The sequence below is a fragment of the Roseovarius pelagicus genome, from assembly GCF_025639885.1.
In the GTDB taxonomy this organism is placed as follows: Bacteria; Pseudomonadota; Alphaproteobacteria; order Rhodobacterales; family Rhodobacteraceae; genus Roseovarius; species Roseovarius pelagicus.
The window spans coordinates 1,103,252-1,127,238 of the sequence record NZ_CP106738.1 but is presented as its reverse complement, the minus strand read 5'-3'; the positions used below and the strand labels follow the sequence as shown (position 1 = coordinate 1,127,238).

24 protein-coding genes and 1 pseudogene are annotated in these 23,987 nt (G+C 59.4%); 12 read left to right on the top strand and 13 right to left on the bottom strand.

Annotated features, from left to right (window positions below; all coding sequences use genetic code 11):
- Positions 1-35 precede the first annotated feature (35 nt).
- The 7 genes from N7U68_RS06500 to N7U68_RS06475 all read left to right on the top strand — a co-directional run bounded on the left by N7U68_RS06500 (position 36) and on the right by N7U68_RS06475 (position 5,994).
- On the top strand, positions 36-962 hold the full coding sequence (locus tag N7U68_RS06500; RefSeq protein WP_373322967.1) for an ABC transporter permease: 927 nt from the start codon (positions 36-38) through the stop codon (positions 960-962).
- Complete coding sequence (locus tag N7U68_RS06495; RefSeq protein ID WP_165197152.1) at positions 959-1,765, top strand: ABC transporter permease; 807 nt, start codon at positions 959-961, stop codon at positions 1,763-1,765. The genes N7U68_RS06500 and N7U68_RS06495 overlap by 4 nt, the downstream gene beginning before the upstream one ends.
- Positions 1,766-1,779: 14 nt before the next feature.
- Positions 1,780-2,097: an ATP-binding cassette domain-containing protein gene (locus tag N7U68_RS21045; protein ID WP_373322966.1), complete on the top strand. Its 318-nt coding sequence runs from the start codon at positions 1,780-1,782 to the stop codon at positions 2,095-2,097.
- Entirely contained in the window at positions 1,991-2,884 is an 894-nt protein-coding gene (locus N7U68_RS06490) for an ABC transporter ATP-binding protein (RefSeq protein WP_308446171.1), read from the top strand. The genes N7U68_RS21045 and N7U68_RS06490 overlap by 107 nt, the downstream gene beginning before the upstream one ends.
- A gap of 56 nt (positions 2,885-2,940) precedes the next feature.
- Positions 2,941-3,645, top strand: coding sequence for a TetR/AcrR family transcriptional regulator (locus tag N7U68_RS06485; RefSeq protein WP_263048616.1), 705 nt, complete (start codon positions 2,941-2,943; stop codon positions 3,643-3,645).
- 61 nt (positions 3,646-3,706) lie between these two features.
- A complete protein-coding gene (locus N7U68_RS06480) occupies positions 3,707-5,773 on the top strand; it encodes an oxidoreductase (RefSeq protein ID WP_263048615.1) in 2,067 nt (688 codons plus the stop codon).
- On the top strand, positions 5,773-5,994 hold the full coding sequence (locus N7U68_RS06475) for a hypothetical protein (RefSeq protein WP_263048614.1): 222 nt from the start codon (positions 5,773-5,775) through the stop codon (positions 5,992-5,994). The genes N7U68_RS06480 and N7U68_RS06475 overlap by 1 nt, the downstream gene beginning before the upstream one ends.
- A gap of 17 nt (positions 5,995-6,011) precedes the next feature.
- Here N7U68_RS06475 and N7U68_RS06470 read toward each other — a convergent pair whose 3' ends face one another.
- The 6 genes and pseudogenes from N7U68_RS06470 to N7U68_RS06445 form a co-directional block, all read right to left on the bottom strand.
- The gene (locus N7U68_RS06470) at positions 6,012-6,785 is read right to left on the bottom strand and encodes a LamB/YcsF family protein (RefSeq protein ID WP_263048613.1); all 774 of its coding nucleotides are present in this window, start codon (positions 6,783-6,785) and stop codon (positions 6,012-6,014) included.
- Positions 6,782-7,800, bottom strand: a pseudogene (locus N7U68_RS06465) (5-oxoprolinase subunit C family protein). The gene N7U68_RS06470 and the pseudogene N7U68_RS06465 overlap by 4 nt, the downstream one beginning before the upstream one ends.
- Entirely contained in the window at positions 7,797-8,516 is a 720-nt protein-coding gene (locus N7U68_RS06460) for a 5-oxoprolinase subunit B family protein (protein ID WP_263049120.1), read from the bottom strand. Before N7U68_RS06460 ends, N7U68_RS06465 begins: the two are co-directional and overlap by 4 nt.
- A gap of 20 nt (positions 8,517-8,536) precedes the next feature.
- A complete protein-coding gene (locus N7U68_RS06455) occupies positions 8,537-9,832 on the bottom strand; it encodes a TRAP transporter large permease (protein WP_263048612.1) in 1,296 nt (431 codons plus the stop codon).
- A gap of 12 nt (positions 9,833-9,844) precedes the next feature.
- Positions 9,845-10,393 carry a TRAP transporter small permease gene (locus N7U68_RS06450; RefSeq protein WP_263048611.1) on the bottom strand — a complete coding sequence of 183 codons (549 nt, stop codon included), beginning with the start codon at positions 10,391-10,393 and terminating at the stop codon, positions 9,845-9,847.
- A 65-nt stretch (positions 10,394-10,458) separates the two neighbouring features.
- The gene (locus N7U68_RS06445; protein WP_263048610.1) at positions 10,459-11,430 is read right to left on the bottom strand and encodes a TRAP transporter substrate-binding protein; all 972 of its coding nucleotides are present in this window, start codon (positions 11,428-11,430) and stop codon (positions 10,459-10,461) included.
- A 242-nt stretch (positions 11,431-11,672) separates the two neighbouring features.
- On the opposite strand from N7U68_RS06445, the gene N7U68_RS06440 reads away from it, so the two are divergent.
- From N7U68_RS06440 to N7U68_RS06430, 3 genes are all read left to right on the top strand, one after another.
- The gene (locus N7U68_RS06440) at positions 11,673-12,194 is read left to right on the top strand and encodes a winged helix DNA-binding protein (protein WP_165197172.1); all 522 of its coding nucleotides are present in this window, start codon (positions 11,673-11,675) and stop codon (positions 12,192-12,194) included.
- A gap of 83 nt (positions 12,195-12,277) precedes the next feature.
- Complete coding sequence (locus tag N7U68_RS06435) at positions 12,278-12,682, top strand: carboxymuconolactone decarboxylase family protein (protein WP_263048609.1); 405 nt, start codon at positions 12,278-12,280, stop codon at positions 12,680-12,682.
- 72 nt (positions 12,683-12,754) lie between these two features.
- Positions 12,755-13,474, top strand: coding sequence for a type 1 glutamine amidotransferase (locus N7U68_RS06430; protein ID WP_263048608.1), 720 nt, complete (start codon positions 12,755-12,757; stop codon positions 13,472-13,474).
- A gap of 22 nt (positions 13,475-13,496) precedes the next feature.
- On the opposite strand, the gene N7U68_RS06425 is transcribed toward N7U68_RS06430, so the two are convergent.
- On the bottom strand, positions 13,497-15,527 hold the full coding sequence (locus tag N7U68_RS06425; RefSeq protein WP_263048607.1) for an oxidoreductase: 2,031 nt from the start codon (positions 15,525-15,527) through the stop codon (positions 13,497-13,499).
- Between the two features lie 141 nt (positions 15,528-15,668).
- Here N7U68_RS06425 and N7U68_RS06420 point away from each other — a divergent pair, with 141 nt between their 5' ends.
- A complete protein-coding gene (locus N7U68_RS06420) occupies positions 15,669-16,583 on the top strand; it encodes an AAA family ATPase (RefSeq protein ID WP_165197180.1) in 915 nt (304 codons plus the stop codon).
- A 1-nt stretch (position 16,584) separates the two neighbouring features.
- Positions 16,585-17,817 (top strand): vWA domain-containing protein, encoded by a 1,233-nt coding sequence (locus N7U68_RS06415; RefSeq protein WP_263048606.1) that lies wholly within the window; start codon positions 16,585-16,587, stop codon positions 17,815-17,817.
- 21 nt (positions 17,818-17,838) lie between these two features.
- Here the strand turns inward: N7U68_RS06415 and N7U68_RS06410 are convergent, their stop codons facing one another.
- The 6 genes from N7U68_RS06410 to N7U68_RS06385 form a co-directional block, all read right to left on the bottom strand.
- Positions 17,839-18,585 (bottom strand): SDR family oxidoreductase, encoded by a 747-nt coding sequence (locus N7U68_RS06410; RefSeq protein WP_263048605.1) that lies wholly within the window; start codon positions 18,583-18,585, stop codon positions 17,839-17,841.
- Between the two features lie 9 nt (positions 18,586-18,594).
- Positions 18,595-20,049: an aldehyde dehydrogenase family protein gene (locus N7U68_RS06405; protein WP_263048604.1), complete on the bottom strand. Its 1,455-nt coding sequence runs from the start codon at positions 20,047-20,049 to the stop codon at positions 18,595-18,597.
- A 203-nt stretch (positions 20,050-20,252) separates the two neighbouring features.
- On the bottom strand, positions 20,253-21,092 hold the full coding sequence (locus tag N7U68_RS06400) for a metal ABC transporter permease (protein WP_165198042.1): 840 nt from the start codon (positions 21,090-21,092) through the stop codon (positions 20,253-20,255).
- Positions 21,092-21,973 (bottom strand): metal ABC transporter permease, encoded by an 882-nt coding sequence (locus N7U68_RS06395; RefSeq protein WP_263049119.1) that lies wholly within the window; start codon positions 21,971-21,973, stop codon positions 21,092-21,094. The genes N7U68_RS06400 and N7U68_RS06395 overlap by 1 nt, the downstream gene beginning before the upstream one ends.
- Entirely contained in the window at positions 21,973-22,902 is a 930-nt protein-coding gene (locus N7U68_RS06390; protein WP_373322965.1) for a manganese/iron ABC transporter ATP-binding protein, read from the bottom strand. Before N7U68_RS06390 ends, N7U68_RS06395 begins: the two co-directional genes overlap by 1 nt.
- The gene (locus N7U68_RS06385; RefSeq protein WP_373322995.1) at positions 22,899-23,795 is read right to left on the bottom strand and encodes a metal ABC transporter substrate-binding protein; all 897 of its coding nucleotides are present in this window, start codon (positions 23,793-23,795) and stop codon (positions 22,899-22,901) included. The genes N7U68_RS06390 and N7U68_RS06385 overlap by 4 nt, the downstream gene beginning before the upstream one ends.
- Between the last annotated feature and the right edge of the window lie 192 nt (positions 23,796-23,987).

Below are 23,987 nucleotides of genomic sequence, written 5' to 3'. Positions count from 1 at the left end.
GGCCTTTTCAAACATTCCAGATTTGGTAGGGCCGGATGACAGAAACGTCGGTTTCCAGCACGCGAAAGCAACGCGCCCGGAACAAGGGCGGGCTGAGTGGGCTGCTCCATCGCAGCGAGAACCTACGCGGTTATCTGCTGATGTCGCCGACATTGCTGGTGATGAGCATCGGTATTCTTGCACCGTTCCTGATTCTCGTAACGATGAGCCTATGGACCCGTGACGGCTTCAGCTTTGACACGGCTCTGACGATGGCGAATTACGAACGTGCCTGGACCGAGCCGATCTTTGGCGCGCTTCTGAAGCGATCCTTCTGGATCTCGGGGATCGCCACAGTCGTGACTGTCGCCTTGTGCTATCCTATGGCCTACTACGTCGCCTTCCACGTCCATCGTAACAAGATGATGTGGATCATCCTGATGACGCTGCCATTCTGGACCAGCTATCTGCTGCGGGTTTTCGCATGGAAGGTGATCCTGGGCTATGAGGGGGTGATCAACTCTGGTCTGATGGTGGTCGGATTGATCGAAGAACCACTCGAATTTTTGCTCTACAGCCGTGAGGCGGTGATTATCACGCTGGCGCATGCTTGGGCCGCGTTTGCGATCCTTCCGTTATATGTGAGCCTAGAGAAAATCGACAAATCCTTGCTGGAGGCTGCAACCGATCTGGGGGACGGGCCTGTGGCGCGATTCTTGCGGGTGACACTGCCGCTGTCTCTGCCGGGGATCATCGCGGCGGCATTCCTGATCTTTATTCCAACCACGGGCGATTACATCACCCCGGCACTTCTGGGAGGGCCCGACGGTGCGATGATCGGCAATTTCATCCAGTTGCAATTTGGCCCAGTGAACAACTGGCCGATGGGCGCAACTCTGTCGATTGTGTTGATGTTGTGGGTGTCGGCGATCGCGCTGGTGTTTTTGTTCATCACCCGTTTGGCTAAGGATAAGATAGCATGAGTGACCTGTCGTATATAAAGCGTCCGAACCGTCCGCTGCAGGTCTATGCAGTCATCTTTTTGATTGTGCTCTACGTGCCTATCCTCTTCATTCCGCTCTTCAGTTTCAACGACTCGGTTTATGCCAAGTTTCCGCTGACTGGCGTGACGACCCAATGGTATGTTGAGCTGTGGTCAAGAGAGCCGATGTGGGCAGCCCTCTGGAACAGCGTCAAAGTCGGCGGGGTGGTTTCGATTATTTCGACGATCCTTGGCGTCGTCGCGGCGCGGGGGATCACGCGCTACCGCCTGCCGGGCAAGAATGCACTGGTCACGTTCATTATGATGCCGCTGGTCATTCCGGGGATCATTTTTGGGGTGGCTCTGCTCGTGTTGATGAGCCGCATGGGCGTGCCGCTGTCGTTGTATACCGTAACGCTGGGGCACCTGATTGTTTGTCTTCCTTTCGCGGTGGCGACATTGCTGCCGCGCTTCGAAGGCTTCGACAAGTCGATGGAAGAAGCCTCGGCCGATCTGGGCGAAAATGGCTGGTGGACGTTCTGGCGCGTGACCATGCCGATGGTGTTTCCCGGCATTGTGGCAAGCCTGCTGCTGTCGTTCACCATCTCCTTCGATGAATTCATCATGGCATTTTTCTTGACGGGAACCGACCCGACCCTGCCGATGTACATCTGGGGGCAGTTGCGCTTTCCGCAGCAGTTTCCATCTGTTCTGGCGCTATCTTCACTTATCCTCTTTGTTTCGTTCTTCGTCGTCTTTGTCGCCCAGTATCTGGGACGACAGGGATTGGACCCAGACCAGTAAAGGCTGCCCGGCATATGACCAATGCAGACGCATACATCTCGATCGACAATGTGAGCAAATTCTTCGGTTCTTTTCAGGCCATCGAGAATATTTCGATGGATATAGGGCAAGGGGAATTCTTCTCGCTGCTGGGTGCTTCGGGGTGCGGCAAGACCACGCTTTTACGGATGTTGGCGGGATTCAGAATCGACCACCAAGGGCGAGATTTACATCGACGGACAGCCAATGTCGGACGTGCCGCCGCATCATCGGCCGGTGAACATGGTTTTCCAGAGCTACGCGATCTTTCCGCACTTAAGTGTCGCGGACAACATCGCCTACGGATTGCGTAAACAGAAACTAGCCAAGGCCAAGCGGCGTGAAATGATTGATGAGATGCTCGATCTGATCAAGCTGCCGGGATATGGTGATCGTAAGGCGACGCAGCTGTCGGGTGGACAGAGACAGCGGATCGCCTTGGCTCGGGCGTTGATCCTGCGCCCAAAGGTGTTGTTGCTGGATGAGCCGCTGGGCGCGCTGGACAAGCAACTGCGCGAGCAGATGCAACTGGAGTTGCGCGCGCTGCAACGACAGGTGGGGATCACCTTTGTTTTCGTGACGCACGATCAGGAAGAGGCGCTGACCCTGTCGGACCGGATTGCGGTGATGTCCGGCGGCAAGGTTCTGCAAGTGGATACGCCCGAAGGCCTGTACGAAACACCCAAAACCCGCGAGGTAGCCAGTTTCATCGGCAACATGAATTTCTTTCCCGGTACCGTGCGCCGCAATGGCAGCAATGCTGCCGTCGAGACCGAAGGGCTGGGTACGGTTCCCATGGACATCGAGCAGATCACACAACCCGATGGTGCGCCGGTTCTACTGGCGTTGCGCCCGGAAAAATTCTCTCTTTCACCAGAAAAACCCGATACCGAACACGCCGTTGCGGGGAAGGTACGCGAAGCAGCCTATCTGGGCGAACGCAGCCATTTTTACGTTGCAATTGATGGCAAAGAGGCGCCCATCGCCATCTCTACCCCCAATCAATCGCGTGGAGGGCGCGAGGGACTGGAGCAGCGGATCGGCGCACCGGTCTGGTTGTCCTGGTCACCAAAGTCTGTCGTGATCCTGAAAAGCGACTGACCGTCTAGGAACCGCTCGACCAAATGGCGGGTCAATAGCCCAAGGACAGGAGCCTCATGGCCACCACCGATGCAAACCGCCCAGAGGGCAAGAAATCTGCGCCGCGGCGGACGGCCTCCAAGGAAGTGCGACGCAGTCAGTTGATTGATGCAACGATCAACTCGATCGCGAAACACGGCATCGCCGGCACGACGATGTCCACTGTGACCGAGTTCGCCGGACTATCCATTGGCATCGTGAATTTCCATTTCAAGAGCAAGCAGAACCTGCTGGACGAAACGCTGATGCATTTGGCGCGCGAACATCACGATCACTGGTGGAAATATTATCGCGACGCCGGGCTGAATGCGCCTGAAAAGCTGCTGGCTATTGTCGATGCACACTTCCATCCGCGCATCTGTACGCGCAAGAAAATTGCCGTTTGGTATGCATTTTACGGAGAGGCCGGACGTCGCGCCAGGTATCGCGATCTGGTGGATGAGATAGATGACGAGCGTTTTGATGTGTCCCAAGCGCTGTGCCAGGAAATTATCGACGACGGCCCGCATGATGGCCCGCCGGCGACCCAGATCGCCAAGACGCTCGAAGGGCTATACGATGGGATTTGCCTCAATATCCTGATGTATCCCGATCAGTTTAGCCGCGATCAGGCCAAGGCCCAGATACGTGCCTATCTGGCATCGGTTTTCCCCGGCAATATCGATATGCCCATCTTTGACGAGGATGACGTGCGCGGCGCGCAAAACCGAGGTTCCGGGTAAGCAGTCAGGCTGACGCTGCTCTGCCTGACAGCCCCTAACCGTCGCGAATGGAGTGACACGCATGACCAGAGATCCCCGGTATGACATTTTGTTTGAGCCGTTAAAAATCGGGCCGGTCACCGCGCCGAACCGTTTCTACCAAGTGCCGCATTGTACCGGCATGGGTTTTTTGCGCCCACGTACACTGGCGGCAATGCGTGGGGTAAAGGCCGAAGGCGGCTGGGGGGTGGTCTGTACGGAATATAACTCTATCCACCCGACATCCGACGATCTGCCCCATGCCTATGCGTCACTCTGGGATGACAGCGATGTAAGGGCGCACCGATTGATGACAGATGCGGTCCACAAACATGGTAGCCTCGCGGGGGCAGAGCTATGGTATGGCGGCGCGCGCTCCCCCAACATGATGAGCCGCCTGCCGCCGATGGACCTTGCCTCGGTGCCCAACACTGCCGGGCACCCGTTTCAGTGCCGCGCAATGGACAAGGACGATATTCGCACATTTCGCCACTGGCACCGCCGCGCTGCGATCCGGGCGCGCGATGCCGGCTTTGATATTGTTTATGTTTACGCGACGCACGGCTATCTGCTGTCCAATTTCCTAAATCCACGCATGAACACCCGCAGTGACGAATATGGCGGTTCATTGGAAAACCGTGTGCGCCTAGTGCGCGAACTGATCGAAGAAACCAAGGAAGCAGTGGGCGATACCTGTGCTGTCGCCGTCAGGTTTTCGTCGGACGAAGAGGTTGGCGAGGACGGTGTGCCAATCTATGGCGAGCGGCGGGAAATGTTCGAGATGTTGCAGTCGCTCCCCGATCTTTGGGACATCAACATTGCTGATTATTCGCTGGAGATGGGGGTATCCCGCTTCGTCAAGGAAGCCCCGCTTGAGCCTTACATGTCTTGGGTGAAATCAGTCACTGACAAGCCCGTCGTTACCGTCGGTCGCTTTACCTCACCCGACACGATGGTGTCGCAGATCAAACGCGGCGTGACCGATTTCATCGGCGCGGCGCGGCCGTCCATTGCCGACCCGTTTCTGCCAAAGAAAATCGAAGAGGGCCGTTCCGAAGAGATCCGCGAATGTATCGGCTGCAACATTTGCTATGCGGGCGACAGTCTGAGCGCGCCGATCCGATGTACCCAGAACCCCACGATGGGAGAGGAATGGCGCCGTGGCTGGCATCCCGAAATCATCAGCGAAAAAGCGACTGAGGGACGTGTTCTGGTGGTGGGGTCCGGCCCCGCTGGGTTAGAGGCCGCGCGCGGACTGGGTAAACGCGGTTACGAGGTGATGCTGGCGGAGGCGGGCCGCGAGATTGGCGGGCGGGTGACACGCGAGGCGGCGCTGCCGGGAATGAGCGAATACATCCGCGTTCGCGATTACCGCAAACAGCAACTGCTGGTCATGCCCAATGTCGATATCTTTCGCGAGAGCATGATGGATGTGGCCGATGTTATGGCAGTAGAGGCGGATCACGTCGCCATCGCCACCGGATCGCGCTGGCGCCCAGAGATGTTCGATGATGAGATGTTCCACCAGATTGCAACGGGTGATGCGGCTGCACGCGTGCTGACGCCGGACGATATCATGGATGGCAGGCTGCCGGATGGACCGACATTGGTCTATGATGGCGATGGATATTACATGGGCGGTGTCATTGCCGAGCATCTGCATCGGGTCGGGCTGGATGTGACCTATTGCACACCGGCCGACAGCGTGTCGCGCTGGGCTGCGAACACGTCCGAACGATGGCGCATCCGCACACATATGATGACCCTCGGGATCGGGATCGAAACGGCCCATTCGATTGCCGGGTTCGACGGGCATACGGCACGTTTGACCTGTGCCTATACCGGGGCTGACAGGGCTGTATCCGCCAGCCACGTGGTGATGGTCACGGCGCGAACGCCGAATGATGCGCTCTACTACGATCTACTGGGCGGGGCGCGGGCGGGGGCGCTGCCCTTTACCCTGCGCCGTATCGGAGATTGCGAGGCACCTGCGATCATCGCATCGGCAGTCTATGCCGGGCATCGCTATGCGCGCGAATTGGAAACGGTTGTCGATATCGACGAACCGTTGCGCCATGATCGGGTTGATGTCGGGTTGGGGGCTAATTGATGCAGTTTGTGTTAGCGGCGTTGCTGGCTATTTCTGTGTCCGCTGACGCTCAGGATGCGGTTACTGAAAAACAGGAATGTGATGTCTGCGCCGGTCGCAAGAGCGGGATGCAGAAGATTCATGAAGCGCGCAAGGCCAAAGCCTGTGAACAGGCCTTGGCTGCCGGTGTGAAAAAGGAAGGTTGTTCCCTGACGCCGCCTGTCTCTGAACCCCAAGAGTAAACAGCGGAGGCGTGAAACTACCCCGGCGCGCCCTTAAATCGTTCCAGCGTTACGCCGCTATCCTCTAAGGCACGGCGCACCTGTCCCGCGATCTTGACCGCAGTGGGGGTATCGCCATGCAGGCAGATCGTATCAATGCGCGTCTCGATCCGTTTTCCGCTGGCGGTGATGATTGCGCCTTCGCGGATCATCTCGGCCATGCGCGGTCCGGCCACATCCGGGTCGTGGATGACCGCACCGGGCAGGGAGCGGTCGACCAGCGTTGCATCATCATTATACGCACGGTCGGCGAAAATCTCGCACGCCATTGCGCAGCCCAGATCAGTCGCTGCACGTTGCTGGGCGGTGCCTGCCAGCACCATCACGATGATGTTCGGGGCGACAGACAGCGCCGCCTCGTAGCACGCACGCGCCATTTCCACATCCTCTGAGGTCATGTTTGCCAGCGCGCCGTGTAGCTTCAGATGACGGACTGCACCGCCCGCAGCGCGTGCCATGGCCAGTGCCGCACCGACCTGATATCGCACCAGATTTTGAAGAGATGGCAAGGGAAGCTGCATCCGACGGCGACCGAATCCGTGTAGATCGGGAAAGCCGGGATGCGCCCCGATTCCGACATCGTTTTCAACCGCTAACCTCATTGTTCGGGCCATCACGTCCCAGTCACCGGCATGCATGCCACAGGCGATGTTGGCGGAGGTGACGATATCCAGTAACGCCGCATCGTCGCCGATGTCCCACGCGCCATAGCCTTCGCCCATATCGGCGTTCAGATCGACAGTCTTGCTCATTCGGTATCTCCTTCGGTGCCACTGACAGCGCCGCTGATCAGCTGATAGGATAGCAGGTCATGCATCATGCGCGGGTCGCGGATCAAGGGGTGCAGGCGTTGCGGTAAATCGGCCAGCATCTTGCGATCTGTACGTTCCAGCGCCACGGCCTCGTCCAGCGTGACAAACCGGAACCGCAGTCGTGCACCGGGGGCGGCCTGCGCGACGCGGCGCAGATCGCATGGCAGGACGGTGCCGATGCGCGGATAACCACCTGTGGTTTGGCATTCGCTCATCAAAACGAAAGGGATGCCATCGCCCGTTATCTGAATATCGCCGGGCATGATTACTTCAGAAACGACAGTGCGCCCGCCGCTGGCGTGAAAGCCTTCGCCGTCGGGCTCCAGCCGGACACCCATGCGGTTCCCGCGCGGATCACGGTGCAGGTCGGTTGTCACCAGCCTATCTAACTCGTCTTGTGCAAAGAGCGTGGTCTGAAAGCTGGCGACTATGCGTATTTCTCCGCCTTTGAACCTGTCCTCGGCGTCGATCTCCATGCCCGTGACGCTGCTTTTGTCGGGCCCGATGTCCAGAATGGACCCGGCTTCCAGCGGGGCGCCGATACCGGCTGCCAGATGGGCCGACCGGGCTCCAAGATGCTGGGGCGTGTCGATGCCGCCGCCAATATGCAGATAACCGTAGTTGCCGTTGAGGGCGGCGCCGATGCTCAGGCGGCTACCCGCAGGCAGCGGGTGACTGGCGTTCCACGTCAGGCGTGTACCATCAATGCTGGCCGTCATTGGCGCGCCGGTCAGGGCAAAGCGCATGTCCTCGGAGGCCTCGAACTCGCCTCCTAACCCGGCCATTTCAATGGCGCTATGCGCGTTTTTTACCCCTAGCAATGCGGCCCCTTCGGCCAAGGCCAGCGGATCGGCTGCCCCCCCCGCGAGAGCCCGAAGCCCAGCCAGCCGGTGCGCCCGATGTCCTGCACTGTAAGGCCCGGCCCGGCGCGATGGATGGTCAGGTTCCGACTCAAGTGACTGGCTCCGATGTGGCGCCGCCCTGCGGATCGCTACGCATCTGATCCAGCGTATCAGGGTCGGTTTCAGTGAATTGCACCTCGTCACCGGGGCGCAGCAGAAAGGGTTTCTCGGTCTCGGGCCGGAACAGTTGCATTGCGGTTTGTCCGACATGCTGCCAGCCCGTCGGAGTGGGGCGGGAAAAGAGGACAAGCTGTCGGATCGCGACGGCAATAGCTCCTTCGGGAATACGTGGCGTCAGCGTCGTCTGGCGGGAAATATTCCATGCTTCCGGCAACTCGCCCAGATAGGGCTGTCCGGGCGCGAAGCCGATGGTTTGTACCCGAACACGCGCCTGCGAGAGCGATTTGATCGCTGCTGCCTCGGTCATGCCTGCGGCCTCTGCGGCCTGTCGCAATTGCGGACCCAGATCGGTGCCGAAAACTGCCGGAATGCGCCAAAATCGCCGTCCCTCGGGCAGGTCCGCGGCGTACCAGTCTCGCGATTTCAGCAGCGTCGCCAGAGCTCCTCGCAACCCGTCATGGGACAAATGCAAAGGATCGAACCGCAGGAAGGTAGAGACAAGGGTCGACGATGTTTCCTCGACCCCGTCCCAGCCCAGAGTTTCGACTGCTGCGCGAAACGCCAGCGCAGCGCGATTGGCAGGTTCGCTCAGCTTATCGGCAAAACGGACCAGCATTCCGTTTACGCCCGCAGGCACGATTTGCGGCATGGATGTGGATGAGGAGTGAGTCACATCTGCTCCGGCAGGAAGGTCACTATTGATGGGAAAATGACGATAATCACCAATGCCAGAACCATCAGAAAGAAGAACGGCAGCGCCGCACGGGCAACGGTCAGGATATCGCGTCCTGTGAGCGATTGCAGCACGAAGAGATTGAACCCTACCGGTGGCGTGATCTGGCTCATTTCGACCACGATCACCAGAAAGATACCGAACCACAGCGGATCAATCCCGGCCTCCAATACCATCGGCATGATCACGGATGCCGTCAGAACAACGACAGAAATACCATCAAGGAAACATCCCAGTACGATGAAAAAGAGAGTGAGTGCCGCCAGTAAAGTAAAGGTCGACAGGCCCATCTCTCCGATCCACTGGGCCAATACGCGTGGGATACCGGTAAAGCCCATGGCGACGGTCAGGAACGATGCACCTGCCAAAATAAAGGCGATCATGCAGGACGTAATGGTGGCACCCATCAATCCATCGACAAAGCTTTGGCGAGACAGTGTGCCACTGCTCCACGACAAAATCAGCGCCAGCACCACGCCCACGGCAGCGGCATCGGTGGGTGAGGCGATTCCGGCATAGATTGATCCAATCACCCCGGCGATCAGGCCCATGACGGGCAAAAGACGCCGGGCGCGATGTAGTTTTTCGCCAAAGGTGACGCGCATATCCTCAATCGGTAGCGAGGCGCGGTTCAGCAACGCCCAAACGATCACATAGCCTACAAACAGCGTTACCAGCAGTACCCCGGGCAGCACGCCCGCGACGAACAGGCGCGCGATGGATTGCTCCGTCGCCACGCCATAGACAATCAGGATGATCGAGGGCGGGATCAGCAAACCCAGCGTTGCCGACCCCGCCAGCGTGCCAATCACCAGTTTTTCGGGATAGCCACGCGCGCTGAGCTCGGGGATCGACAATTTGCCAATAGTGGCGGCGGTGGCAGCCGAAGAGCCGGATACAGCGGCGAAAATCCCGCAGGCAAAGATATTGACGTGCAGCAGTTGCCCCGGCAGGCGGTTCATCCACGGGCTGAGACCTGCGAACATGTCCTCAGAAAGGCGAGAGCGAAACAGGATCTCGCCCATCCAGATGAACAGGGGCAGCGCCGCAAGCGCCCAACTGTTGGAATGCCCCCACATGGTGGTGGCCATGACCAACCCCAGCGGCGCGTCACTGAACAGCGCCATGGCGGCGATACCCACACCCAAGAGCGAGAACGCGACCCAAAGGCCCGCGCCCAGAAAGGCAAAAAGCAGGACCAGAAGAATGACAGACAGAATGGTAATGGACATTGGTTCCGGCTCCTATTCGCTCAGCAGGTTTTCGCCCTTGCCGTCCCAGGATGCAGGGGCGCCGCGTGCGAGGCTGAGCAGTTCATCTGCCAAGGCAAGGGTGAGGATGCCGAGGCCGAGCGCCACGGGCAATTGTGGTATCCAGATCGGAACTGACACCATGCCGGAACTGCGATCGCCGTATTCCAGCGATTCCGCGACCAACAGCGCCATGTACCAAGTGGCATAGGCGGACATCATCAGAGCGATGGCGGTGACAAGCATTTCAAAGGCGCGTTGCGCGCCCTTTGATAAACGCCCCAGCACCAGAGTTACGCGAATGTGGCCGCCCGCCCGCAGGCAGTAGGCCAATGCAAGAAAGGTCGAGGCGGCTAGAAAAAAGCCTGTGAAATCTGAATAGGATGGTATCGTCAGGCCGATCGCATGGCCGGTAATGGCGGCTGAAACCTTATCTGCGAGGTTCAAACAAACCTGAGCAAAGACGAGCACGACGATGGCTAGGATAAAAAACGCGGCCAGTGCGCCGGCGGCTTTGTAGATGAAATCAAGACTGCTTCGCATGACCGTCCCCCCCGTTGGTCAGAAAAAAGTGGCCGGATGGTTTCCCTCCCGGCCACGATGGCAGATTACTCTGCGTAGGCGCTTAGCAATGCTTCGCCATCGGCACCTGCCTTGGCTTTCCAGTTCTCCAGCATCGTGTCACCGATAGCGCGCAGGCCGGTCATCAACTCGTCAGATGGTTCCACCACTGTGATGCCGTTTTCCTTAAGAATGGCGACTTTCGCACTGGTTTCCGCTTTGCTCATTTCCCAACCACGGGTTTCTGCTGCGGCGGCTGCATCGAGAATGGCGGTCTGCGTGGCCTCATCGAGACGACGGAAGGCACGCTTGTTGACCACGACGATGTTCTTCGGGATCCAAGCCTGAATATCGGTGTAGTGCGTCAGGAAGTCCCACGCCTTGGAATTGGCGCCGGTGGAGGGCGAGGTAATCATTGCCTCGACTCGACCTGTGCTGAATGCCTGCGGGATGTCGGGCACTTCGATCTGCGTCGGGGCAGCACCAGCGAGGTTGGCGAATTCTTCGAGTGTGGCGTTGTTGGTGCGGAACTTCAGCCCGGCGAGGTCAGCGACCGAATTGACCTCCTTGGTGGTATAAAGACCCTGCGGTGGCCATGGTACGGCATAAAGCGCCATCATGCCCTGCGCATCAAGCAACCCTTCGATCACATCCTTTTGCGCGGCCCAGAGACGTTCTGCATCCTCGTAGCTGGTCGCCAGAAACGGCAGCCCATCCGCGGCGAACGCGGGGTTGTCATTGGCCAGCAGGGACAGGAAAAACTCGCCCGCAGGCACCTGACCGCTGCGAACGGCTTTGCTGATTTCGGGGTGTTTGAACAGTGAACCAGCCGAATGCACCTTGATTTCCAGCGCCCCATCGGTGGCCTCTGACACGTCCTTGGCAAATTGATGGATGTTGACCGTATGGAACGTCGCGTCCGGATAAGGCGTCGGCATATCCCAAGTATCGGCCTGCGCGGTGACGGCAAGACCAGCCAGCGCGGCAATCGCCCCGCCAAAATAACGTGATACGAACATCTGTTTTCTCCCTAGTGGTTTTGGTCGTTGTGATTGACGAGATGCTGACGATTTGTCAACGTTATGTCAACGTAAATGTGACGTAAGGGAAATCTGCGATATCTAGTTGACGGGTAATAATTTTTCCCGGTCTTGATCCACCTTACGTTTCGCGTGGCCCAGAAAGTTGCGTTGATTAAACCCGATTTCCATGACAAAATGTCGTTAAAACGTGAACGTTTTAACGTGAAGAGAGGCCGAGAATGACCGAAAAGAATCCCGATGATCGCCGCATCGTTTCGTCCAGACATCTGGCAGAGGGCGAAGGGTGGGAACTGTCGGAGATGGAATTTGGTTTGATCATCATGTTCAATGCGTTCTCGCGTTGGATGACGCGATGCATGGCGGCCGCTGGGCAGAGGGACCTTAGTCCGCTGGATATCCTGATATTGCACAACGTCAATCATCGTGGTCGAGACAAGAGGCTGGCGGATATCAGCTTTCTGCTCAATATCGAGGATAGCCATACGGTCAACTACGGGCTGCGCAAACTCCTGAAGGCGGGCCTGCTTGTGTCGGAAAAACGCGGAAAAGAAGTGTTCTACCGAACCTCCGAAACCGGCAGCGCCCTGTGCGAGACTTATCGCAATGTGCGTCGACAATGCCTGCTGGAAGGCATGCCCGCCTCTGATCTGAGCGGGCCGGAACTGCGAGAGTTTGCGCGCAGTTTGCGGACACTGTCCGGGCATTACGATCAGGCCAGCCGGGCCGCAGCATCGCTCTGATCCGGGGGCTTAGGTTGATCGCATCCACACTTTGCAAACCTTGATGATCCTGCGCAGACTGCAAAGAGCAAAAGGAATCCCACATGGCCACAGTTCCGCTGATCCAAGACCACGACGCAAGTACAGAAGTGCAGGCGGTTTTTGACGACATCCGTGCAACACGCGGCAGTGACTTCATCAATAATTTCTGGCGCGCTCTGGCGCACGACCCGGAACTACTGCGCGCCACATGGGATCGGCTGAAAGTTGTGATGGGGCCGGGCACGCTTGATCCACTGGTCAAGGAAATGATTTATATCGCTGTCTCGACTGCCAACGGATGCAGTTACTGCATCCATTCCCATACAGCCGCAGCCGAGGCAAAAGGCATGACGCCTGAACAGCATGGAGAACTGCTGAGTGTGATCGGCATGGCCAGCACGACCAATGCGCTGGTCACGGGCTTGCAAGTGCCTGTGGACTCGGCGTTCGAGAAAGATGGCGCGTAAGCCACAGGCATATCCTGTGTTGTCTGAGGATCGGGGCAACTAGCCCAGACTGTTTCGGTTGAGTACACAACAATGCGAATTCTGATCATCCAACATGATACATCCGGTCATGCCGGACGGTTTCAGCACCTGTTCACGGCACACGGTATCCGCGTGACGGCCATCATTGCACCAAAGACGACTGAATGGCCCGCTCTCGACAGTTTTGACGCGCTTTGGGTCATGGGCGGAGCGATGCAATTGTGGGAGACGGAGGCGCATCCGTGGCTCACATCCGAGATCGCGTTTATCAAACAGTGCGTTTTGGCAGCGGGTAAGCCATATTTCGGCGTTTGCTTTGGTCATCAGCTATTGGCCGTGGCCTGCGGCGGTCAGGTCGGCGCGGCGCAGACGCGTGAGTTCGGCCTGTTGTCGATCAAAGGAGGTGACGCAGTGCTGGGCGGTGACGGCACGGACCATCGCGAAGTGTTTCAATGGCACAGCGCCGAAGTCAGTGCGATGCCGCCGGGATTCCACTCCGGTTGGCGCAGTCCGGATTGCGCGTATCAGACCATGCAGGGTCCAAACGGCGTGCATTCGGTACAGTTCCATTCGGAGGTGGATGTGGCGACGTTACAGGACTGGTATGCCATGCCGGGCGTGATCGATGATCTGGTTGCGATTGGTGGGGCCTCTTTGCCCGATAGATTGCTGGCTGATTTCAAGGAAAGGACTGGACAGCAGGAGGCGATGGCCGAAGAGTTGTTCGGCAATTGGTTGCGCGGCGCGAAGCTTCGCCTCGGGGAACGGTGAGGGTGCAGCCGTTCTATAGGCGCTAAAGCCGCGAACAGAGGCGCGCTGCATCAAGGATTGCCGCGTGTATGTCACGCGATGAAACGGCGTCGCCAATACGGTACAGATCATAGCCGTCTGCATCACTGACCGGTTGCGGCTGGGTGTTGATCATCGCGACTTGATCGATCACACCTCCGTTGCGGGCACGGGGCGCAAGTGTGTGATAAAGCTCATCAACAGGCAGCGTGCCATGTTCGTAAACAAGCTGGTCGCATTCGAGCATCTGGACGTCACCCGAATAGGTGTTTTCCATCGTTAGCCGCAGGCGGTTGTCGTTGCGTTCTATCCTGCGCAGCTTGAGATCAGGCCGCAGCGTGACCTTGGCCTGATAGAGCGCGCGCATCGAGAGCGGGCGTTCGATCGGGCTCATTTCGGCACCGGCAGTGCTGTCGGGGGTGGCGTAGGTCATGCGGCCATCGCTCCGTGCGGCCAAAGTGTGCGCGCCTGAAATCCCTGCGACGGTTCCGGTTCCGTCATAGAACACTGTTTCGCCTTCCAACGGTGTTGGCGTTTCCAAGGCCTCCCACAGCGGAGTGCCCAATTCTGCACCGGGGATGTCCTCTAACGCGTCGGGGACGCCGCCAGTGGCGATGATCACGGTGTCCGGTGTTGTCTGGCTGATCGTGTCCTCGTCAGCGTAGCAGTTGTAGCGGATGGTGGCGCTCAGTCGTTCCAGCTCGGACACGCGCCAGTCGATGATGCCCTTCAGATCGCGCCGCTGGTCCATCATCGCAGCTGTCAGAATCTGTCCGCCAGCCTTTGGCGCAGCCTCCAACAGTGTCACGATATGGCCGCGCTCGGCGCATATCCGCGCCGCTTCTAGGCCGCCCGGGCCGGCACCCACAACGGTGACGCGGCGAGGCTGCGCACTTGGCTCGATGCGGTGGGGAATCGTGGCCTCGCGACCGATGGCCGGATTGTGAATGCAACTGCCGTGCCACGAACAATAGGTGGCACCGACGCAAGGACGAATTTGCTCTTCGACCCCATCGCCCAGTTTGCGGGCGATATGCGGGTCCGCGATATGCGCGCGGGTCATGCCCACGAGGTCCACATGTCCTTCGCTGACCGCATGTCGCGCCGTGGCCATGTCATTGATACGTGCCGCGTGAAAAACCGGCAGGCCGACATGCTGTCGGAACGCCGCCACCGGGCGCAGCTGTGGGGCCAGCCCCAGCGCCATACCGGGCATGTACCGCGCCAGCCCCACTTCGGTGTCGATACGCCCATAGCCAAAGTTGAAAAAGTCGATCAGGCCGGATTGCTCATAGATGCGCGCCATCTCGACATATTCATCATCGCTCATGTCGCCATTGTCGCCTTCGCCCACCACCATGCGGATACCGACAAGAAACCGTTCACCCACGTGGCGGCGGATTTCCTCCAGTGCCATGAGGCCGAACCGTGCACGGTTCTGGATGTTGCCGCCGAAGTCGTCAGTGCGCCGATTGATGCCCGGCGACCAGAACTGGCCGATGAGGTGCCCAGTGATATGCAGTTCGCAGCCGTCTAACCCGCCCTCGTAGCAGCGGCGCGCGGCCTGACCGAAATCCTCAATCACGCGCGCGATGTCCGCGCGGTCCATTTCCTTGGTAAATCCTCGGTGTAGTGGTTCGCGAAACCGAGACGGCGATACGGTCGGTAGCCAGTTATCGCCACGCCAGACGCTGCGCCCGCCAAGATGGGTCAACTGACACATGATCGCGCTTCCATGCCGACGCACACGGTCGGCAAATTCGCGGAAATAGGGGATCACCCCATCGTCGCGCGCGTTGAGCTGAGCAAAGGTGTTGGCGCTGTCGCGCGACACGTTGGTCGAGCCGCCGAACATCGTCAGGCCAATACCCCCCTTGGCCTTTTCCTCGTGGTAGAGCTGGTAACGTTCCGCCGGCATGCCGTCTTCGCCGAATCCAATGGCGTGGCTGGTGCTCATGATCCGATTACGCAAATTCAGATGACCAATCTGGAATGGTTGCAGCAGTGGATCAGTGTGCGGATTGGATGCGTCCATGATGTGCGACTCCGGGTCTGGGGTGATGGTCAAGTCTGAGCACGGAGCGCCGCTGGCGCAAAGCGGTTTTTCAATGTGGCCGCGCCACAGGGCTGTGATAGGGTCAACATCATTGAGCTATTCTGAGGTTGCAGTTCCCAAATGTCTGATCGTCCCCAAAGTATTGATGAAACGCTTGGCTTACTGGCGGCGCAGAACTATGTCTGCGGGCGGGATCTGGGCACGGTGGCGTTTCTCGCACTTAGCCTCGGCAAGCCGCTTTTTCTCGAAGGTGAGGCCGGTGTTGGCAAGACCGAGATTGCCAAGGCGATCGCAACAGCACTGGGTCGGCGGTTGATTCGGTTGCAATGCTACGAGGGACTGGATGCGGCATCGGCGATCTATGAATGGAACTTTGCCGCGCAGATGGTCGCAATTCGCACGGCCGAGGCGACAGGCAGCGCGGACCGTGGCGCGCTACAGTCCGAACTGTTCTCAGATGATTACCTGATCCGGCGTCCGCTGCTTGAGGCGATGGAGCAGCACGAAGGCGGCCCGCCGGTCCTGCTGATCGACGAGGTGGACCGCACCGATGCGCCATTCGAAGCCTTTCTGCTGGAGGCGCTGTCGGATTTTCAGGTTACGATTCCCGAGTTGGGCACGATCAAGGCCGCCGAGCCGCCTATCGTCATCCTGACCTCGAACCGCACACGAGAGGTGCACGATGCCCTGAAACGCAGGTGCCTCTATCATTGGGTGGACTATCCCGACTATGCGCGTGAACTGGAAATCCTGATGGCACGCGTGCCCGAATGCGCGGCAGTACTGTCGGCCGAAATCGTGGCCTTCATCCAGCGACTGCGCGGCGAGGATCTGTTCAAGAATCCCGGCGTAGCCGAAATGGTGGACTGGGCGCGATGTCTCGTTGCGCTCGACGCTGTGGCGTTGTCACCCGAGATGGTATCGGATACGCTGGGTGCGGTGTTGAAATATCAGGATGACATTGCGAAAATCGCCGGTTCCGAAGCGTCGCGCATTCTGGATAGCGCGCGCGCGGATCTGGCCAAAGCGTCCTGAAATGACCGCGACTCTACCAGAGACGGACGGACGGCTGGCGCAGAACATCGTGCATTTCGCCCGCGCATTGCGAAAGGCGGGTGTCAATGTCGGCACGGCACAGGTGCACGTCGCAGTAGAGGCGGTTGAACGCGCCGGGTTCACCAAGCGGCAGGATTTTTATCACACGTTGCGCGCCTGCTTGGTTACGCGGCCCGAACATCTGGAGACGTATCATCAGGTCTTTGCCTTCTTCTGGCGCGATCCGGATTATCTGGAACGGATGATGAAGATGATGCTGCCATTGGTGCAGGCGATGGGCGGCGAGGATGAGGCGCGGCCGAAACCCGCAGAGCGTCGTGCCGCCGAGGCATTGAGCGAAGCGCAGGCGCGTCAGCCACAAGCGCCTGACCGAGAAGAGGTCGAGGTTGACGCCTCATTCAGCTGGTCGGAGGACGAAAAGTTCCGCCAACTGGATTTTGAGCAGATGAGCGCAGCCGAAATCCGGCAGGCGTCACGGATGATGCGCACGCTTCGGCTGCCGGTCGATCCGATGCTGACCCGTCGCTGCACCCCAAGCGGATATGGGCGCATCCCGGACACGCGGCGGATGTTGCGCCGCGCCATGCGTCGGGGCGGCGAAATGCATACGATGTCCTTCAAACAGCCGCGCAAACGTCCGCCGGATTTGGTGGCGCTTTGCGATATTTCGGGATCAATGTCGGTTTATTCGCGCATGATGATGCATTTTCTCCATGCGCTGACCTGGGCACCGAACCCCGGATGGGGGCATGTGCATGGCTTCACCTTTGGCACGCAACTGACGAATGTGACCCGCGCGCTGCACCTGCGCGACGTTGATCTGGCGTTGCAGGCGGCGGGGCAGGATGCACCTGATTGGCAGGGTGGCACCCGCATTGGTGAGGCCTTTCTGCAATTTAATCGCGATTGGTCACGCCGGGTATTGGGGCAGGGGGCGGCGGTGCTGTTGATCACGGACGGGCTGGAACGTGGCGACACCGCGCTGTTGGAAACGCAGGTAGAGCGGTTGGCCCGCTCGTGTCGCAAGCTGATCTGGCTCAACCCGCTGCTGCGCTGGGATGGGTTCGCGCCAAAGGCGGCAGGTATTCGTGCAATCCTGCCCCATGTCGGCAGCTTCCACGCGTGCCATTCGCTGGATGCGATGTCGGATCTGGCACACGCCTTGGATGGTCCGGGAGAGAAGCCACGCCTTATGCGCGCAATGTGCGACTAGACGACGGGCGGCTCCGACGCATCAGATGCAACGCCCGCCATCGACCTCCATACAGACGCCGGTTATCATGCTGGCCTCGTCCGAGCATAGGAACGCGGCGGCATTGCCCATGTCGTCCGGGGTCGAGAACCGCCCCATCGGGATCGTTGACAGAAATTTCGCCCGCATTTCGGGGGTATCCTCGCCCAAAAAACTCTTCAGCAGCGGGGTCTCGCCCGCGACCGGGTTAATCGCGTTTACACGCACCCCAGCTGGTGCCAGTTCGACCGCCATTGCCTTGGTCGCGGTGATCATCCACCCTTTTGAGGCGTTGTACCAGTTTAGCCGTGGGCGGGGACTGACACCTGCGGTCGAGGCGACATTCAGGATCGCACCGCCGTGTTGTGCCTTCATCAGTGGCACGATGCAGCGTGCGGTCAGGTAGACGGATTTGCAGTTGACCGCGAACACCCTGTCGAAGTCATCGTCGCTCACATCCTCCAGAGGGGTCGGCAGATGGGTGGTGCCGGCATTGTTCACCAGAATGTCGATCCGGCCCAACGTATCAACTGTGGCCTGTGCCAGCGCCTGTACGCTGACCCGGTCGGATACATCAGCGCGGATCACCTGCGCCTGTGTGCCCAAGTCGCGGGCCAGACTTTCGGCCATGTCCAGATTTAGATCAGCTATCATCACCCGTGCGCCTTCGGCGATGAACTTGCGCACGATGCCCGCGCCAAAGCCCGATGCCCCGCCGGTGACTATGGCTGTTTTTCCGCTTAACCTCATCCGTTTTCCTTATCCATGCAGGGCTGCGACGGTCTTGAGCGTGGAAAATCCGTAAAGCGCCTCGAATCCCTTTTCACGCCCATGCCCGGACAGCCCCAATCCGCCAAAGGGCAACTCCACACCGCCTCCGGCACCGTAGTTGTTGAGGAAAACCTGCCCTGCGCGCAATGCCTTGGCAAGCCGCATCTGCCGTGCGCCATCGCTGCTCCAGACTGACGCGACGAGGCCATAGTTAGTGCCATTGGCAATCGCCAGTGCCTCTGCCTCGTCCTTGAACGGGATGATCACCTGTACGGGGCCGAAGATCTCGTCCTGCGCCAAAGGATGATCTGGGGGGACATCGGCAAAGAGCGTGGGGGCGACATAGGCGCCGCCCTCCGGGGCGTCCGGAATGATCTGGCCGCGTGCTGCAATGGTCAGGTCGCGGCCCTGTTCCAGAAACTCGGTTACGATCTGCTGTTGCCGGATCGAGACGAGAGGCCCAACATTCAGATCGCTGAGCGCCGGTCCCGCGCGCAAAGTGCCGTAGCGTTCAGCCATGGCCGCGACAACGCGATCATAGACCCCGCGCTGCACCAGAATGCGCGATGAGGCCGAACAGGTCTGGCCCGCGTTCTGGATGCCGGCATTCACCAGAAAGGGCAGCGCCGCATCAAGGTCGGCATCGTCAAACACCAGTTGCGGGGATTTGCCGCCCAGTTCCAACGTGACAGGCACGACATTCTGACCGGCCGCCTGCTGGATCAGTTTGCCCACGCTGACCGACCCCGTGAACGAGATGTGATGCACGCCGGGATGCGACGCCAGCGCGGCACCGGCCTCGGCTCCGAGCCCAGTCACAACATTCAGCGCGCCATCCGGCAGGCCAGCCCGACGACCAAGCTCGGCAAAGGCCAGCGCGGTCAGGCACGCCTCTTCTGCGGGTTTCAGCACAGCGGCGTTGCCCATTGCCAGTGCAGCCCCGACAGATCGACCGATGATCTGCATGGGGTAGTTCCACGGTACGATATGGCCGGTGACTCCGTGCGGTTGGCGCAGTGTATAAACGGTGTAGCCATCGAGATAGGGGATCGTGGCGCCGTGCACCTTGTCTGCGGCACCTGCGTAGAACTCCATATAGCGGGCAAGTGCGGTTACATCGGCGCGCGCTTGTGTCAGCGGTTTGCCCACGTCGAGCGCCTCCAGTGTTGCCAGTTCTTCGGCATTCTCCACCACCAGTGCGCCGATCCGGGCCAGAATGCGCCCCCGTTCAAATGCGGGCATGCGACCCCAATCGCCCTGCATGGCGCCCTCCGCGGCGGCAACTGCGCGATCGACATCGTCGGCGTTCCCGCGTGCGATTTGGCACAGGATACTGCCATCGGACGGGTTGCTCAGATCGAGCGTTTCGCCCGACAAGGTGGCGCACCAGGTGCCACCGATGAAAACGGTTGCGGGATCAATCCCGAGCGGCGTAACGGTCATGGTATCTCCCCTGATTGCCGTAGGTGTTGGCGGGCGGTCCAGTTATCAGCGTTAGGTCGGCAAAGACGATGCCCACACCAATACGCCGTTGCAAGGTGAAAGGATCAAGCCACGGCAGACGTGTTGCAACCCTATCGTCGCGAGTGTTGTGAGCCCTAACCCCCGCGGGTGAGTGTTCCTCTGGCCAAAAACAGGTCGTGGCGCTAAACCTGACGCCGCTCGGCTTGTCGTGTCAGCCAGACCCGGCGCAGGAAGGCCGCGACGAAAAGCGCGGTGAGGATCAGCACAATGGTTGGTGCTGGGGCGCTGTCGATGAAAAAGCTCGCGTAGGTGCCGGCCAGCATCGAGAAAAGGCAGACTGCCACAGCCACCACCAACATTGCGCCGAAACGTCGAACCAGCAGAAAGGCGATTGCCCCCGGTGCGATCAGCAGCCCGATGGCAAGGATCAGCCCCGCCGCCGACAATGTGGCCACGATGGTCAGAGAGAGGGCAGCCAACAACCCGTAATGCAACACATTCACCGGCAGACCTGCCGCACGCGCCTGTGCAGGGTCAAAACTGTGCAGCAGCAGGTCCTTCCACTTCAGCACCAGCGCGCCAGAGACCAGTAGAGCAATCGCGCCGGCTGTCCATAGTTCATGCGGTTCTACGCCTAGCATGTTGCCAAAGAGGATGTGATCGAGATGCGCGTTCGTCTCGACTGACACATACAGAACCAGCCCGATCCCGAACATGCCGGAGAACACGACACCCATCACCGTGTCTTCCTTGACCCGACTATTGCCCGCCAGATACCCGGTCGCGAGCGCGCAGATCATTCCGGCGGCAAAGGCACCGAAAATCAGCGGGATGCCCACGATATAGGCCAGCACGATACCGGGAAGCACCGCATGGCTGATCGCATCGCCCATCAATGCCCAGCCCTTGAGTACCAGAAAACACGACAACAGCGCCGTGGGGACGGCCACCAGCATTGAGATGTAGAAGGCGTTCAGCATGAAACCAAAGCGGAACGGCATCAAAAGCGTTTCGATATCCATCACGCGTGGCCCTCTCCGCTCATCGGGCGCCCATCCACAAGCGCCTGCATTGCCCGGCGTCGCGCGGCAAGCAGTCCGTGCTTTGGTGCAAAGAAGAAAGCCAGCAGGAAAACGCAGGTCTGAAGGGTCACAATGATCCCACCCGTCGCCCCGTCGAGAAAATAGCTGATGTAAGCGCCAACAAAACTGCTGACTGCGCCGATGGCGACGGATGTGGCGATCAGGCGCGGGAAACGGTCGCATAGCAGATAGGCCGTCGCCCCCGGCGTCACAACCATGGCGATCACCAGAAACGCACCAACAGTCTGCATTGCCGCTACAACCGAGGCAGACAACAGCATGAAAAATACCGCCTTCAGCAGACCGGGCCGCAACCCGATGGAACGCGCATGGCTCTCGTCGAAAAATGTGACCATCAGGTCCTTCCATTTCGCCAGCAGGACGATCAGAGACACCACGCCGATGATCACCAGTTGCAATGTATCCTCTGGCGTGATCGCCAGAATATTACCCATGGTGATGGTCTGGATGCTGACCGACATCGGATTGAGTGAGATCATGAACAGGCCCAGCCCGAAGAACGATGTAAAGATCAGCCCGATAATGACGTCGACCTTTAGCCCCGAGCGTTCCGACAGAAACAGCATTGCGCCCGCTGCCAGGCCGCCCGCCACAAACGCTCCCAATGCAAAGGGCAGGCCAAGGATATAGGCCCCGGCGACACCTGGCACGACCGAGTGGCTCAGCGCGTCACCGATCAGCGACCAGCCCTTGAGCATCAGATAGGCCGACAGGAACGCGCAGACCCCGCCAACAAGTGCAGAGACCCACATCGCATTGGTCATATAGCTATAGGCGAACGGCTCCAGCAGGGTTTGCATCATGCGCCCGGCTCTTTGGTGTGGGTCACGTCGCCATATTGTACGAAGGGGCGCTCATCATCTGTCAGGATCGTGACACTGCGCGCGTCCTCGTCATCGTGCAATTGGTCGCCACCGAGCGTGAAGTGGCGCAGCACGCCGCCAAACGCCGCCTCTAGGTTCTTATGCGTGAACACGGTTTCGGTCGGGCCATAGGTCAACACCGTGCCTTTGACCAGAACGGTACGGTCGCAAAACTCGGGCACCGAGCCAAGGTTATGGGTCGAAACCAGCATGACCCGGCCCTCGTCCCGCATCTCGCGCAGAAGGGCGACAATCTGATCCTCGGTCTTGACGTCGACGCCGGTAAAAGGTTCATCCAGAAGGATGATCTGCCCGTCCTGTGCCAGCGCTCGCGCTAGAAAGACACGCTTGCGCTGACCGCCCGATAACTCGCCAATCTGGCGATGGCGGTAGGCCTGCATATTTACACGCGACAGGGCTGTGTCCACCGCATCGCGATCTGCCTGAGAAGGGCGGCGCAGGAATCCCATATGGCCGTAGCGTCCCATCATCACCACATCCTCGACGAGGACAGGAAAGGCCCAGTCGACCTCCTCGGATTGGGGCACATAGGCCACCAGATTCTCGCGCAGGGCCTGTTTGACGGTGCGGCCCAATAGACGGATTTCACCTTTGGCCGCGGGAACAAACCCCATAATAGCCTTGAATAGCGTGGATTTCCCCGCGCCGTTCACGCCCACCAGTGCCGTGACCGTGCCGCGCGGGATTTCAAAGCTTGCGTCCCAAAGCGCGGTCATCCCGTTGCGATAGGTCACAGTCACGCCCTGCGCCGAGAGGCCCGGATCGGTGATGGTTTCATCTGCCGTGGTGGTATGGTCTTGGGCCGGTTTCGGCATGTCCGGGGCGCGACCTTCTCGGTTGGTCATTCTGTGGCCCCGCTCAGCCCATCTGCGACGGTCTGCGAGGTGACGCGCAACAGATCGAGATAGGTCGGCACGGGCCCATCCGCCGTACTCAGACTGTCCACATAGAGGACACCGCCGAAACGTGCGCCGGTTTCACGCGCGACCTGTTCGGCCGGGGCAGAGCGCACGGTGCTTTCGCAGAAAACCACAGGAATATCATGCTCGCGAACCCCGTCGATCACGGCGCGGACCTGCTGTGGGGTGCCGACCCGGTCGGCGTTCATCGGCCAGAGGTACAATTCCTGCATGCCAAAGTCGCGGGCCAGATAGCTGAATGCGCCCTCGCAGGTCACGAGCCAGCGTTGCGCCTGAGGAATCGCGGTGATTTTTGCCTGCAACGGCTCCATCGCCTCACGCAGCGCGTCCTTGTAGGATGCGGCGTTGGCAGCGTAGGTGGCGGCGTTGTCAGGATCATGCAGGGATAGGGCAGCGGTGATATTGTCGATGTAGATCAGTGCCGTGCCCAACCCCATCCATGCGTGCGGGTTTGGTTTGCCCTCATATGCGCCCGACGCGATCGAGATGGGATCAATCCCATCGGTCAGCGTCGCCGACGGGATGCCCTCTAAATGACCTAGGAACTGTTCGAACCAGAGCTCCAGATTCATGCCGTTCCAAAGGATAAGATCGGCGTCCGAGGCACGTACGATGTCGCGTGGCGTGGGTTCATAGCCGTGGATTTCCGCACCGGGCTTGGTGATGGACACCACCTCTGCCGCGTCTCCCGCGACGTTCTGCGCCATATCGGCCAGAACGGTGAAGGTGGTCACGACCTTGAGCTTGTCCGCCGGGGCGCTGGTGGCAAACAAGGCCAGAACAAGGACCAGTGATGTAGCGAGGCGAGGCAGTCGAATGTCGGGCATGGTGTCTCCGTAAGCGAGGGGGCGGTGACGGGGTGGGCATATTACGTTCTGTAAATGACAATCATTCGCAACTGTCAAGAGGGATGAGAATGGTTCTCAAAAAGAATGTTATGCGCTTGATGTGGATGTAGTTGTCTTGGGTGTGTTTCGCCGACTGCTGCTGGGACATGACCCGCCCAGCCG

Excerpts from the sequence above, each read along its gene's own strand:
- N7U68_RS06440 (WP_165197172.1), top strand. The coding sequence starts at position 11,673 with ATGACCGAAAAGAATCCCGATGATCGCCGCATCGTTTCGTCCAGACAT.
- N7U68_RS06410 (WP_263048605.1), bottom strand. The coding sequence starts at position 18,585 with ATGAGGTTAAGCGGAAAAACAGCCATAGTCACCGGCGGGGCATCGGGC.
- N7U68_RS06435 (WP_263048609.1), top strand. The coding sequence starts at position 12,278 with ATGGCCACAGTTCCGCTGATCCAAGACCACGACGCAAGTACAGAAGTG.
- N7U68_RS06460 (WP_263049120.1), bottom strand. The coding sequence starts at position 8,516 with ATGCCGCAAATCGTGCCTGCGGGCGTAAACGGAATGCTGGTCCGTTTT.
- N7U68_RS06420 (WP_165197180.1), top strand. The coding sequence starts at position 15,669 with ATGTCTGATCGTCCCCAAAGTATTGATGAAACGCTTGGCTTACTGGCG.
- N7U68_RS06400 (WP_165198042.1), bottom strand. The coding sequence starts at position 21,092 with ATGGATATCGAAACGCTTTTGATGCCGTTCCGCTTTGGTTTCATGCTG.
- N7U68_RS06405 (WP_263048604.1), bottom strand. The coding sequence starts at position 20,049 with ATGACCGTTACGCCGCTCGGGATTGATCCCGCAACCGTTTTCATCGGT.
- N7U68_RS06390 (WP_373322965.1), bottom strand. The coding sequence starts at position 22,902 with ATGACCAACCGAGAAGGTCGCGCCCCGGACATGCCGAAACCGGCCCAA.
- N7U68_RS06485 (WP_263048616.1), top strand. The coding sequence starts at position 2,941 with ATGGCCACCACCGATGCAAACCGCCCAGAGGGCAAGAAATCTGCGCCG.
- N7U68_RS21045 (WP_373322966.1), top strand. The coding sequence starts at position 1,780 with ATGACCAATGCAGACGCATACATCTCGATCGACAATGTGAGCAAATTC.
- N7U68_RS06475 (WP_263048614.1), top strand. The coding sequence starts at position 5,773 with ATGCAGTTTGTGTTAGCGGCGTTGCTGGCTATTTCTGTGTCCGCTGAC.
- N7U68_RS06470 (WP_263048613.1), bottom strand. The coding sequence starts at position 6,785 with ATGAGCAAGACTGTCGATCTGAACGCCGATATGGGCGAAGGCTATGGC.
- N7U68_RS06425 (WP_263048607.1), bottom strand. The coding sequence starts at position 15,527 with ATGGACGCATCCAATCCGCACACTGATCCACTGCTGCAACCATTCCAG.
- N7U68_RS06430 (WP_263048608.1), top strand. The coding sequence starts at position 12,755 with ATGCGAATTCTGATCATCCAACATGATACATCCGGTCATGCCGGACGG.
- N7U68_RS06455 (WP_263048612.1), bottom strand. The coding sequence starts at position 9,832 with ATGTCCATTACCATTCTGTCTGTCATTCTTCTGGTCCTGCTTTTTGCC.
- N7U68_RS06500 (WP_373322967.1), top strand. The coding sequence starts at position 36 with ATGACAGAAACGTCGGTTTCCAGCACGCGAAAGCAACGCGCCCGGAAC.
- N7U68_RS06445 (WP_263048610.1), bottom strand. The coding sequence starts at position 11,430 with ATGTTCGTATCACGTTATTTTGGCGGGGCGATTGCCGCGCTGGCTGGT.
- N7U68_RS06450 (WP_263048611.1), bottom strand. The coding sequence starts at position 10,393 with ATGCGAAGCAGTCTTGATTTCATCTACAAAGCCGCCGGCGCACTGGCC.
- N7U68_RS06415 (WP_263048606.1), top strand. The coding sequence starts at position 16,585 with ATGACCGCGACTCTACCAGAGACGGACGGACGGCTGGCGCAGAACATC.
- N7U68_RS06490 (WP_308446171.1), top strand. The coding sequence starts at position 1,991 with ATGTCGGACGTGCCGCCGCATCATCGGCCGGTGAACATGGTTTTCCAG.
- N7U68_RS06495 (WP_165197152.1), top strand. The coding sequence starts at position 959 with ATGAGTGACCTGTCGTATATAAAGCGTCCGAACCGTCCGCTGCAGGTC.
- N7U68_RS06480 (WP_263048615.1), top strand. The coding sequence starts at position 3,707 with ATGACCAGAGATCCCCGGTATGACATTTTGTTTGAGCCGTTAAAAATC.
- N7U68_RS06395 (WP_263049119.1), bottom strand. The coding sequence starts at position 21,973 with ATGCAAACCCTGCTGGAGCCGTTCGCCTATAGCTATATGACCAATGCG.